The organism is Arthrobacter sp. CAU 1506 (assembly GCF_005047635.1).
In the GTDB taxonomy this organism is placed as follows: Bacteria; Actinomycetota; Actinomycetes; order Actinomycetales; family Micrococcaceae; genus Crystallibacter.
On sequence record NZ_SUKC01000001.1, the window covers coordinates 1 to 11,749 of the forward strand.

The following is an 11,749-nucleotide window of genomic DNA, read 5'->3' on the forward strand; positions in this document are numbered from 1 at the left end:
ATTCAAACCAGGCTGATAAAAACCGCGACACACCACAGGGGCGGCACGCCACGGCACTTCAACCAATAAATAATTGGTATCAACAAACTTGGCACACTATTGAGTTCTCAAACAACAGGAGCAAACGATTACTTCACAAAAGAATTTCTTTGAATCCGCTTTGCTTTTCTTCGCTGCGATGTTTCTACTTTATTTCATTCTTTTTCTTTCTGTCAAATCGGCGTTTCCGCGTCATTTACTTAGAAAAAGCATGATCCCAGCGAAAAACTTCAGCTAATCTGCCTGCGCACTGGGCGCATGACCAACCGCTGTCGTTTTATCGAAGGGGTTTTGTCGCGTTCCGGCCGGCTGTTTCACAACCCGCGGCGGCGACTCAGAAAACATTACACGGCACCGGCAGTCCCCGCAAATCGCTGGAGGGTGATGCCCGCCACCGATGCGGAAGGGCCCGCCGTTGCCCTCCTGTGTGGAGGAAAACGGCGGGCCCTTCGAATGAGCTATTAGCCGAGCGGTGAGGTCAGCCGGACACTTCCACTATCGCGAGTGTCCGCTTTCCGCGGCGCAGCAACAGGTACTTGCCGTGCAGCAACTGATCCGTTCCAACAACGGTGTCCGGGTCCGTGATTTTTTGATTGTTCACGTAGGCACCGCCCTCGGCCACGGTGCGGCGGGCCGCCGAATTGCTGGCGGCCAACCCGGACTGGACCAACAACTCGATGATCCCGGTCGTTTCCGGGCCGGCAACGGCGCTGGGCAACTCGGCCGTGGCGGCAACCAGGGTCGACTCGTCCAGCTCGGCCAACTCTCCTTGGCCAAACAATGCCGACGATGCGGCGATCACTTTGTCCGTCGCAGCTGTTCCGTGCACCAGAGACGTGACTTCGTAGGCCAACGTCCGCTGGGCTTCACGGGCATGCGGCCGCTCTGCCACGGCTCGCTCGAGCCCTTCGATTTCCTCCCGCGAACGGAAGGTGAAGACCTTCAGCCGCTGGACGACGTCGGCATCGGCGGTGTTGAGCCAGAACTGGTACATGGCATAGGGGCTGCACATGTCTGCATCCAGCCAGATGGCGTTGCCTTCGCTCTTACCAAACTTGGTTCCATCGGAGTTGGTGATCAATGGCGTGCCGATGGCGTGCACAGCGCTGCCCTCGACCTTGCGGATCAGTTCGATGCCGCTGGTCAGGTTTCCCCACTGGTCCGATCCGCCGGTCTGCAGGATGCAGCCGTACTGCCGAAACAGTTCAAGGTAGTCCATGCCCTGCAGGATCTGGTAACTGAATTCGGCGTAGCTGATGCCCTCGTCGGAGTTGAGCCGGGAAGCAACGATGTCCTTTTTGACCATGGTGCCGACGCGGTAGTGCTTTCCGATGTCGCGCAGGAAGTCCAGCACGCTCATCGGCTCGGTCCAGTCCAGGTTGTTGACCATCCGCGCGGCGTTATCGCCGTCGAAATCAAGGAAGCGCTGGACCTGTCCCTTCAGCCGGTCCACCCATTCGGCGACCGTTTCCTTGGTGTTCATGGTCCGCTCGGCGGTGGGCCGGGGGTCTCCCACCAGCCCGGTGGAGCCTCCCACGAGTCCCAGCGGCTTGTGCCCGGCCAACTGCAGCCGGCGCATGGTGAGCAGCTGGACCAGGTTGCCCAGGTGCAAGCTCGGCGCTGTCGGGTCGAAACCGCAGTAATACGTCACCGGGTCCCCCGCCAGCAGTTTCTCCAGTTCAGCCTCGTCGGTTGAAACGTGGACAAGTCCGCGCCACTTCAGTTCCTGCCAGACGTTGGCGAAACCAGGGTCGTTGCGTTGGGAAGCCAGAAACGTATTATTCACGGATTCCAAAATATCAGCCTTCAATTCCCTCGGGGACCTCGCCCTCGGCCAGCAGCCGCAGCCGCTGGGTGGGACGGGTCATGGCCACGTAGAGGTCGCCGACGCGTCCTCCGGTACGGTGCAACAGTTCGCCGGGTTCGAGCACCACCACGGCGTCGAACTCGAGTCCCTTGGCCTCCTGCGGGCCAAGCACGCTGATGTCCTGCTCCAGGCCACCGGCTCCGCCGCCTACCCGCTGGGCGTAGACCGCGGCCAGTGCACTTCGGACCTCAGGCAGCTGATGGTCTGCGGCGATGACCGCCAGCAGTCCCCCATTGGCAGCCTCGATTTCCTCGGGCATGACCTCCAGCAGATGTTCGATCATGCGACCGGCCGGCACGCGGTCCACAATCGGCTGCCAGCGTCCATCACGGACGGCTTTGGGAGCCGATACAACCTGGCCGGCGGCGTTCGCCATCCGGACCGCTGCCTGTGCAATCTGCGATGGCGTGCGGTAGTTCACGGTCAGTTCTTCAAGCTGCCAGCGTTTGCCTGCGAACGGTTCAAGGGCCTGCTGCCAGGACTCGGCGCCGGCCGGGGAACTGGTTTGCGCAATATCGCCGACCACAGTGAACGACTTGAGAGGGCAGCGGCGCATCAGCAGGCGCCACTGCATGGCAGACAGCTCCTGGGCCTCGTCGACAACGATGTGACCGAAGGCCCACGTGCGGTCGCCGGCGGCACGTTCGGCGGCGGTGAGACGGTTTTGCTGCGTTTGGTTGTAGCCCGCCAGGTCCTCGGCGCTGACCAACCCGTTGATGCCGATGTCGCGCAGCGACTGGTCGACGTTGCGCAGCGACTGCTCGGCATTGGCGATGTCGCGGGCCCTGTCAGCGTCCTGCTGGGCCCTGTCACGCCCGGCCGAGGCGTCCATCTCGCCGAGCAGTTCGGCGGCTTCGTCGAGCAGCGGCACATCCGCTTCGGTCCAGGCCGCATCAGCGGCGCGCAGGAGCAGGTTGCGTTCCGCTTCGGTCAGGTCCGGGGCGGCCGCCTCCAGATGGGCCGGCTTGCTGAGCAATTCGCCGATCAGCTTCTCCGGGGTCAACGGCATCCAGGCCAGGTTCAGTGCCACCCGGACATCGCGCGACGTCCGCACGTCTTCTGCCAGATAAGCCCGGTCTGCGTTGTTGCCCGCCCCTGAGGACGCTTCCAAAGCTTCACGTAGTTGGTCGGTCAGCTCGCGGAGCAGGATCTTCACGAAGGTCACCCGGGCGGCGTTGTGGGGTTTGCCGGTGGCCCGGGCGCGGTCGCGTGCCCGTGCCACCTGGCGCGGCGTCAAGGTCAAGATGGTGCCCTCGACGTTGAGCTTGCGTGGCTCCGCTGGCAGCCGCTGGCGGTTCGCCACCGCGTTGGCCACGACGTCGACCATGGACAAACGGCCCTTGATCTCAGCCACCGCCGGGTTGGTTTCCGGCACCGCCCGGACGCCGGGCATCAGCCCGCCGAGCGTGGACATGACGACGCCGGTCTCACCCAGCGAGGGCAGCACACGCTCGATGTACTTCATGAAGGAATTGGACGGGCCCACCAGCAGCACGCCGGCGGACTTCAGCCGTTCGCGGTGCGAATACAGCAGGTATGCGGCACGGTGCAGGGCCACGGCGGTCTTGCCCGTGCCGGGGCCGCCCTGGACCACCAGGATCCCCGGCATTGGGGCCCTGATGATGCGGTCCTGTTCGGCTTGGATCGTGCCGACGATGTCGGACATGGCACCGGTGCGCTTGGAGTTAAGCGCTGCCAGCAGGGCGCCTTCGCCTTGCAGCGACTCGCCGTCGGTCAGCATGGTCGAATCAAGCACGTCGTCTTCGATGCCCTTGACCTGGTGTCCTTGCAGGATCAAATGCCGGCGGCGCCTTACGCCCAGCCGTTCGAAGGCCGTGGCCTGGTAAAACGCTCCGGCTTCGGGGGCACGCCAGTCCACCATCAGCTGCTGCAGGTCGGCGGTGCTGAGCCCGATCCGGCCGATGTAGCGCCGGTCGCCGTCGTCCAGATCGAGGCGGCCGAACACCAGCCGGTCGTCAACAGCATTGAGCTGGGCCAGACGGTCCTCGTACATGGTCGCGAACGCATCGCGTTCGGAAATATTCTGCATGCTGCCCACCGCGCCGCTGCCGCGGACCCGGGCCAGTTGCTCCTGCTTCTCGGCGCGCAGTTCTTCCAGCCGGCGGTACAGCCCGGCGACATAGGCGCGTTCGTGTTCAAGCTCGGCGTGGGCCGAAAGCGATTCTGGCATCTGTGTTATCCCTCCCCAAAAGGCCGACCGTCCATTCTACTACCGGCACGGTGGATTTTCCTGAGAGCAGAACGACGGCGGGGCAGGCGGCCACCGGTCCGTCTGGCCCGGCCGGATTCATGGGCTATTCGCGTACCAACGAACGGATCCGGTGTCCCGCCAAAGCAGCCCTGCCACGCAGGGCCGAAAGCTCGAGGACCACACCGAACCCGGCCACCTGGACTCCGGCCCGTTCGAACAGGCGGCAGGCGGCACCGAGGGTTCCGCCGGTTGCCAGCACGTCGTCCAGGATCAGCACCCGCGACCCGGGCAGCAGGTCGTCGGCGTGGATTTCCAGCGTGGCCGACCCGTACTCCAGCGCGTAGTCCTCGGAGATCGTCTTTCGCGGCAGCTTGCCCTTCTTGCGCACCGTGATGACGCCCGTGCCGGAAGCGTAAGCCGCGGCGGCCGACAGCAGGAAGCCGCGGGCCTCCACCCCCGCCACGGCGTCGAACTGGCCTTGGAACGGGTCGATCAAAGCGTGCACCACTGCGTGCAATGCTTCCCCGTCGGCGAATACAGGAGTCAGGTCGCGGAAGACGATGCCGGGCTGTGGATAGTCCCGGACCGTTTCCGAAAGACGGTTGACCAAGGTTTCAACTGATTCGCGAGGGCGTTCATTCACCCAACTACCCTACCCGCTGCCGGCACGGCGCCGCGGTTTCGCTGCCCGGTACGGCGAGACCGTCGGGTCGCCTTCCAGCCAGAAGCGCCACGGGTACGCATCGGTGCCGCCCTCTCCGCTGACGCCCACCCGCGGGCCGGTCCGAACATGCTGATGCGACGCCTGGACCGCCGGTCGGGTCAGTGTCAGTTCCCCGGCGGCGAAGGCCCGGCCGTTGTCGCCGAGCTCCAGCCCGAGGGCCACGGCAAGCCGGGCCGGCCCCCGTGCCAGCTCCGCATCATCTTTGGCCGAGGTACGCCGGTTGCGGGCCAGGTCCACGCCTTCGATGACTTCGCCCGCGCGGAGCAAGGCGCCGGTGGCCTGGCCTTCGTGGCCGCATACGACGTTCACGCAATGGTGCATCCCATAGGTGAAGTAGACATAGATATGTCCCGGCGGGCCGAACATCACCTTGTTGCGATTGGTCTGGCCGCGGAAGGCATGCGACCCCGGATCGTGCTCCCCCATGTAGGCCTCGACCTCGGTGAGGCGCACCGCAACGGTGCCGTCCGCCGTCGTATGCGCTAATCGGGCACCGAGCAGCCCCGGAGCCACCTCCACGGCAGGCCGGGCGAGCCAGTGCAGCAGGGCTGCATCCACTAGGCGGGTTGCAGGCGCTGATAGAAACGGGCCAGGGCTTCGCGCCGGTGCGCCGAGTCATGTACGTGCCCGCCGCCCAGCACGGTGGCCAGTGCGTCCAGCCGCATGTGCCAGCCGGCCATCAGGCCCCCTGCCATGGTTTCCCGGTCGACGTTGTGAACCAGGGTCAGGCGGGTCTTGCCCTCCTCCGGTTCCAGCATCCAGTGCACCGTGCCGGTGCCTTCCGGTGCGGACCAGGTGTAGTCGAGCCGGCTGCCGGCCAGCACGTACTGCACGTCTCCGCTGACGGTCCGTCCCGGCAGGTTGAATTCGACGGCGCCGCCGGCCTGCAGCTCCACCCGGCCGGGTCCGAGCCAGGCCGCGAGCAGCTCCGGCTCGGTCAGGGCCGCCCACACCCGGTCCGGGCCGGCGTCGAGCAGCCGTTCGAAGCGCAGGCAGGTGTGCCCGGAATCGTTCTCCACGGTGCCCATCGAATGCGAGAGCTGGTACTGGCGGGAATAGGCTTCCCGCAGCGGGGTCCACCGGTCGGTTTCCCAATTCGGCCGGCGCCCGGCGGCCACTTCGGCCAGCGCATCCAGAATGGTCTGCCAGCCGGCGCTGCCTTCGGTCAGGAATTCGGGTCCCTCGGCGCGGGAGCGGAACTGCAGCAGAGTCCCCCCGTCGCTTTCCAGGACCCGCCATTCAATCACCGACTCCTGTCCGAGCTCGTCCTCCCAGCTGATTTGCAGACTGAGCGGCGGGTTCAGCTGCAGCACCGTGCCGCTGGAGATGCCTCCGCCCAGCATCAGCTCATAGGTACGGCCCAGTTCCCAGTCGGCGTTGAGCGTGCCCAGCCATTTGGCGACGTTGTCCTTTTCTGCCAGCAGGCTCCAGATGTAGCTGTGCGGGTAGTCGAGTTGGCGGTCGAAGGCCAAGACGTAGTCCCCGTCTACCCGCTCAATCCGGCCCTCCGGAACCAGTTTTTCCTCGTCCTGGCTCAGCGTCGACATGCTCGCTCCCTCGGCTCAGTGGCTATGCCTCCATCGCTTCACAAACTACCGCAGAGACATTTGCTACCGGTTGGTAACTTATCTTTCCGGTGGTCTGTGCGGGCTACCCGCGGCTGCCGCCGGCGTACTCCCGCGCGCGGTCCAGTCCGGCCTGCAGCGCCTCGATTTGGGCTGCCACGGCGCTCGGGGCGGTGCCGCCCTGCGAACTGCGGCTGGCCAGCGAACCTTCGACGGTCAGCACCTCACGTACCTGCGCGGTCAGCTGCGGCGAAATTGCGGCAAACTCTTCGTCCGTCAGATCCCAGAGTTCGACGCCGCGGCTTTCGGCCTGCTTGACGGCGGTACCGGAGAGTTCGTGCGCCTCGCGGAAGGGCACGCCTTGCCGGACCAGCCATTCGGCAATGTCGGTGGCCAGCGCAAAGCCCTGCGGGGCGAGCGCTTCGAGCCTCGGGGTGTTGAAGACCAGGGTCTCGATCATGCCGGCGACGGCGGGCAGCAGCAGCTCCAGGGTGTCTGCGGCATCGAAGACCGGTTCCTTGTCTTCCTGCAGATCGCGGTTGTAGGCCAGCGGCAGGCCCTTGAGCGTGGCCAGCAATCCGGTCAGGTCGCCGATCAGGCGGCCTGCTTTGCCGCGGGCCAGCTCCGCCACGTCCGGATTCTTTTTCTGCGGCATGATCGAGGAGCCCGTGGAGTAGGCATCGTCCAGGGTCACAAAGGAGAATTCCTTGGTGGCCCAGAGAATGACTTCCTCGGAGATCCGCGACAGGTCCACGCCGATCATGGCCGCTACCCAGCTGAATTCGGCGAAGACGTCACGCGAGGCCGTCCCGTCAATCGAGTTCCAGACGGCGGAGTCGAAGCCGAGGTCTGCGGCGACGGCATTGGGGTCCAGCCCCAGCGAGGAACCGGCCAGGGCGCCGGATCCGTAGGGCGAGACGGCCGCCCGCTTGTCCCAGTCGGCCAGCCGCTGCACATCGCGCAGCAGGGCCCAGGCGTGGGCCAGCAGATGATGTGACAGCAGCACCGGCTGGGCGTGCTGAAGGTGGGTACGCCCGGGCATCGCGACGTCCGGGTGCCGGCGGGCCTGCGCGAGGAGCGCGTCGACAGTGGCCAGCACTCCCCCGGCAATGATCCGTGCATGGTCGCGCAGGTACATCCGGCCCAGGGTGGCGATCTGGTCGTTGCGCGAACGACCGGCGCGGAGCTTGCCGCCCAACTGGGTGCCGGCCCGTTCGATCAGTCCGCGCTCCAGCGAGCCGTGGACGTCTTCGTCCGACTCAGCTGCCACGTACACGCCGGAACGAACATCGTCGTCGAGTTGGCCCAAGGCAGCGAGCATGCCCTCCAGTTCGGCGTCGTCCAGCAATCCCGCCTTGTGCAGCACCTTGGCGTGGGCACGCGACCCAGCGATGTCGTAGTGCGCCAGACGCCAGTCAAAGTGCGTCGACTTGCTCAACGCGGCCAGTGCATCGGCCGGGCCCCCGGCGAAACGGCCGCCCCAGAGGGCACCTTCATTGGTGTGCCCGGCTGCGCTGGTGTTCGGTTCCTGCGTCACGTTGTCTTCCCTTTCCGCCAGGTCGCCCTGGTGACGGTTCCCCGCGCTGCCGTATCGGTTGGCGGAGATGGCCAGCCGCCTGAGGCGGCGGCCCTTGCTTGCGTTTTAGGTTATGGCGTTCAGGCGTTGCGCGACGAGTCGTCGGCGAACTGCAGGAACCGTGCCGCGAGAGCGGCGCCACCGGACGGATCGCGTGTGACCAGCAGGACCGTGTCGTCTCCCGCGATAGTGCCCAGGACCGAGGGCATGACCGAATGATCGATGGCCAGCGCGAGGAAGTTGGCTGCCCCCGGCGGCGTGCGCAGCACCACCAGGTTGGCGGAGGCTTCGGCCGTCACCAGCAGATCGGCGCACAGCCGTGCCAGCCGGGCGTCCAGGATCTCCTGGGTGACACCGCTCTGCGGCGCCCGTTCACCGCCCTCGCTGGGCACCGCGTAGATCAGGCCGCCGTCCTGGCCGCGCACCCGCACGGCCCCCAGTTCCACCAGGTCGCGCGACAGCGTGGCCTGGGTGACCTGCACCCCTTCGTCGCCCAGCCGGGCCGCCAGTTCGGCCTGCGAGCGCACCGATTCTCCGGTGAGGATCGCGGTGATCTTGGCCTGGCGGGCAGTCTTGGTGGCGGGCATCGTGTTCATGGCTTGCTCTGCCATCAGGCCGTGGCCAGCGGTGCCAGCGCCGACTTGTCCATCAGCCAGGCCATCAAGGCCTTCTGCGCGTGCAAGCGGTTCTCTGCTTCGTCCCACACCACCGACTGCGGACCGTCGATGACGTCGGCAGAGATCTCGTAACCGCGGTAGGCCGGCAGGCAGTGCAGCACGATGGCATCGCCGGCAGCCAGTTTCAGGGCGCCCTGGTCCACGGCGTAGTCCTTGAACAGCTCCAGTCGTTGCGCCTTCTCGTCTTCCTGACCCATCGAGACCCAGGTATCGGTGGCGATCACATCGGCCCCGGCCAGCGCCTGCGCCGGTTCCGTGGTGATCTGGACGGAGCCGCCGGTTTCTGCGGCCCTGGCTTCGGCCTCGGCCACCACGGAGTCCGCCGGCAGGTAGCCTTCCGGCCCGCCGATCCGCACGTGCATGCCTGCGGTCACACCGGCGAGCAGGTAGGAATTGGCCATGTTGTTGGCGGCGTCGCCCAGGTAGGCCATGGTGAGCCCGGCCAGTTTGCCCTTGTGCTCCTGGACCGTCAGTAGGTCCGCCAGCAGCTGGCAGGGGTGGTAATCGTCGGACAGCGAGTTGATCACCGGCACTTTCGAAATGGCCGCCATCTCCTCCAAGCCGGAGTGGGCGTACGTCCGCCAGACCACCGTGGAGACCATCCGCTCCATCACCTTGATGGTGTCGGAGACGGTCTCCTTGTGCCCCAACTGCGATTCGCCGGGGTTGATAATCAGCGGGACACCGCCCAAGTCCGAAATTCCGCTGGCGAAGGACACCCGGGTGCGCGTCGAGGTCTTGTCGAAGATGACGGCCACGGTCTTCCGGCCGGCCCCGTCGCCGGCGAACGGCTGGTACCGGTACGGGAACTGCTTCATCTCAGCAGCCAGCTGCAGCACTTCGGCCTGCTCGGCCGGGCTGAGGTCGGTGTCCTTGAGGAAATGGCGGGTCATGAGGCGTCCTTGCTGGTGGCGGCGGTACGGGCGGCCGCGGTGGTCAGGATGTGTGGCAGTGCGGCGGTGAACCGGTCGGCCTGCTCGGCGGCCAGGATCAGCGGCGGGGCCAGCCGCAGCGTGCGCGGGCCTGGGCTGTTGATGATGAAGCCGGCGTCCAGTGCCGCCTCAACGGCGGCGGCGGCAATGTCCGCGTCCAGGTCGAAGCCGATCAGCAGGCCCTCGCCGCGGACCTCCACGACGTGCTCGATGCCGGCCAACTGCTCGCGCAGCTTGTCTCCGAGGGCGGAGACGTGGGCCAGCAGCCCGCGCGACTCGATGGCGTGGAGCGTGGCCAGACCGGCCGCCGTGGCCACCGGGTTGCCGCCGAACGTGGTGCCGTGCTGGCCTGCGGTCAACAGGCTCGAGGTCTCCGCGCCGAATGTCAGCAGCGCACCGACAGGAAGTCCGCTGCCCAGGCCCTTGGCCAGGGTGATGGCGTCGGGGACAATACGTTCGCCGCCGGCCACCTTGCCTTGGAACGCGAACCAGTTGCCGGTGCGGCCCACGCCGGACTGTACCTCGTCCAGGATCAGCAGTGCACCGGCCGCCGTGGTGGCTTCCCGGGCCGCTTTCAGGTATCCCTCCGGCAACGGCCGGACGCCCACCTCGCCCTGGATCGGTTCCAGCACGACGGCGGCGACCGTCTCGTCGACGGCGGCGCGCAGTGCGTCTTCATCACCAAAGGGAAGGTGGACCACGCCGCCCGGCATCGGTTCGAAGGGTTCGCGGTAGGCTTGCTTGGCTGTCAGCGCCAGTGCGCCCATGGTGCGGCCGTGGAAGGCGCCCTCCAGGGCAATAATTTTGGTCCGCGTTGGACTGGAGTTGCGCCGGGCCAGCTTGAATGCCGCTTCGTTGGCTTCGGTGCCGGAGTTGGCGAAGAACACTTTGGAGCCGGCGGGAGCGTCGGCCAGTTCCAGCAACCGCTCGGCCAACGCAATCTGGGCGGGGCTGGTGAAGAAGTTGGAGACATGGCCGAGGGTGGACAACTGGTCGGCCACGATTCCGGTCAGGAACTCGTCCGCGTGGCCCAGCGCGTTCACCGCGATTCCACCGAGCAGGTCCAGGTACTCCCGGCCGTCGGCGTCCCAGACGGTGCAGCCCTTGCCCCGCACCAGCACACGCTGCGGGCTGCCGAAGACGCCCATCAGCGATTCGCGGTACTTCTCCAGCAACTGTTTGCTGTCCAGGCCCTCCAGTCCGGCCAAGCCGGCGGCGGTGGAGGTTGTATGGGTCGTGGTCATGATGCGTCTCCGTCCGGAACAATCTGGGTGCCGATCCCGGCTGCGGTAAAGATTTCCAGCAGGATGGAGTGCGGCATCCTGCCATCCACGACGGCGGCCCGCTCCACTCCCCCATCGACTGCCTTCAGGCACGCTTCCATCTTGGGGATCATGCCGGATTGCAATCCGGGGAGCAGCCCGCGCAGTTCCGCGGCCGTCAGCGACGATATCAGCGAGGACTTGTCCGGCCAGTTCGCGTACAGCCCCTCGACGTCGGTGAGGATGACCAGCCGCGAGGCGTGCAGCGCGTCAGCGACCGCGGCGGCGGCGGTATCCGCATTGACGTTGAGCACCTGGTTGGTGCCCTCGCCGTCGCCGCCGATCTCCGGCGCCACGGTGGAAATCACCGGGATGCGACCGGCGTCGAGCAAATCCAGGATCGCGGAGGGATTGACGCCGACCACTTCGCCGACCAGGCCGAGATCGACCTCCTCGCCGTCCACTACGGTGCCGGTGCGGACCGCCTGCAGCAGCCCGCCGTCTTCACCGGACAGCCCCACCGCGTACGGCCCGTGCGAATTGATTAGCCCGACCAGTTCACGGCCTACCTGTCCGGTGAGCACCATGCGCACCACGTCCATGGCTTCAGGCGTGGTAACCCGCAATCCGCCTTTGAACTCGGATTCGATGCCGAGCCGGGAGAGCATGGCATTGATTTGCGGTCCGCCGCCGTGGACCACCACCGGCTTGATGCCTGCGTGGTGGAGGAAGACGATGTCCTCCGCGAAGGCCTGCCGCAGCTCGTCGTTGACCATGGCGTTGCCGCCGTACTTGATCACCATGGTGGTACCGGCGAACCGCTGGATCCACGGCAGCGCCTCGATCAGCGTGGCGGCTTTGTCCTGTGCCATCAGCATTGTGTTCTTCATCGGTC

The 11,749-nt window shown here is 66.1% G+C and carries 11 protein-coding genes; 1 reads left to right on the forward strand and 10 read right to left on the reverse strand.

Features of this window, described 5'->3' with window-relative positions; all coding sequences use genetic code 11:
- Positions 1–254: hypothetical protein (locus E4J89_RS19510; protein ID WP_205754352.1), on the forward strand; the 254-nt coding region annotated here is incomplete at its 5' end.
- Between the two features lie 263 nt (positions 255–517).
- Here the strand turns inward: E4J89_RS19510 and tyrS are convergent.
- The 10 genes from tyrS to argB form a co-directional block, all read right to left on the reverse strand.
- Positions 518–1,834: a tyrosine--tRNA ligase gene (gene tyrS / locus E4J89_RS00005; RefSeq protein WP_136784061.1), complete on the reverse strand. Its 1,317-nt coding sequence runs from the start codon at positions 1,832–1,834 to the stop codon at positions 518–520.
- 4 nt (positions 1,835–1,838) lie between these two features.
- A complete protein-coding gene (locus tag E4J89_RS00010; protein WP_136784062.1) occupies positions 1,839–4,097 on the reverse strand; it encodes an AAA family ATPase in 2,259 nt (752 codons plus the stop codon).
- A 124-nt stretch (positions 4,098–4,221) separates the two neighbouring features.
- Positions 4,222–4,761 carry an adenine phosphoribosyltransferase gene (locus E4J89_RS00015; RefSeq protein WP_136784063.1) on the reverse strand — a complete coding sequence of 180 codons (540 nt, stop codon included), beginning with the start codon at positions 4,759–4,761 and terminating at the stop codon, positions 4,222–4,224.
- A 9-nt stretch (positions 4,762–4,770) separates the two neighbouring features.
- On the reverse strand, positions 4,771–5,400 hold the full coding sequence (locus E4J89_RS00020; protein ID WP_240691594.1) for a DNA-3-methyladenine glycosylase: 630 nt from the start codon (positions 5,398–5,400) through the stop codon (positions 4,771–4,773).
- Positions 5,400–6,389, reverse strand: a complete 990-nt coding sequence (locus E4J89_RS00025; RefSeq protein WP_136784064.1) for an SRPBCC domain-containing protein — start codon at positions 6,387–6,389, stop codon at positions 5,400–5,402. Before E4J89_RS00025 ends, E4J89_RS00020 begins: the two co-directional genes overlap by 1 nt.
- A 103-nt stretch (positions 6,390–6,492) precedes the next feature.
- Positions 6,493–7,944 carry an argininosuccinate lyase gene (gene argH, locus E4J89_RS00030; RefSeq protein WP_205754353.1) on the reverse strand — a complete coding sequence of 484 codons (1,452 nt, stop codon included), beginning with the start codon at positions 7,942–7,944 and terminating at the stop codon, positions 6,493–6,495.
- 119 nt (positions 7,945–8,063) lie between these two features.
- On the reverse strand, positions 8,064–8,594 hold the full coding sequence (locus E4J89_RS00035) for an arginine repressor (protein WP_136784066.1): 531 nt from the start codon (positions 8,592–8,594) through the stop codon (positions 8,064–8,066).
- A complete protein-coding gene (gene argF / locus E4J89_RS00040; protein WP_136784067.1) occupies positions 8,594–9,553 on the reverse strand; it encodes an ornithine carbamoyltransferase in 960 nt (319 codons plus the stop codon). Before argF ends, E4J89_RS00035 begins: the two co-directional genes overlap by 1 nt.
- Positions 9,550–10,836 carry an acetylornithine transaminase gene (locus tag E4J89_RS00045; RefSeq protein ID WP_136784068.1) on the reverse strand — a complete coding sequence of 429 codons (1,287 nt, stop codon included), beginning with the start codon at positions 10,834–10,836 and terminating at the stop codon, positions 9,550–9,552. The genes argF and E4J89_RS00045 overlap by 4 nt, the downstream gene beginning before the upstream one ends.
- Positions 10,833–11,744, reverse strand: a complete 912-nt coding sequence (argB, locus tag E4J89_RS00050; protein ID WP_136784069.1) for an acetylglutamate kinase — start codon at positions 11,742–11,744, stop codon at positions 10,833–10,835. Before argB ends, E4J89_RS00045 begins: the two co-directional genes overlap by 4 nt.
- Positions 11,745–11,749 lie beyond the last annotated feature (5 nt).

What these genes read in the sequence shown, in the direction of transcription:
- E4J89_RS00010 (WP_136784062.1), bottom strand. Translation starts at nt 4,097, where the DNA reads ATGCCAGAATCGCTTTCGGCCCACGCCGAGCTTGAACACGAACGCGCC.
- E4J89_RS00025 (WP_136784064.1), bottom strand. Translation starts at nt 6,389, where the DNA reads ATGTCGACGCTGAGCCAGGACGAGGAAAAACTGGTTCCGGAGGGCCGG.
- E4J89_RS00035 (WP_136784066.1), bottom strand. Translation starts at nt 8,594, where the DNA reads ATGGCAGAGCAAGCCATGAACACGATGCCCGCCACCAAGACTGCCCGC.
- argF (WP_136784067.1), bottom strand. Translation starts at nt 9,553, where the DNA reads ATGACCCGCCATTTCCTCAAGGACACCGACCTCAGCCCGGCCGAGCAG.
- E4J89_RS00045 (WP_136784068.1), bottom strand. Translation starts at nt 10,836, where the DNA reads ATGACCACGACCCATACAACCTCCACCGCCGCCGGCTTGGCCGGACTG.
- argB (WP_136784069.1), bottom strand. Translation starts at nt 11,744, where the DNA reads ATGAAGAACACAATGCTGATGGCACAGGACAAAGCCGCCACGCTGATC.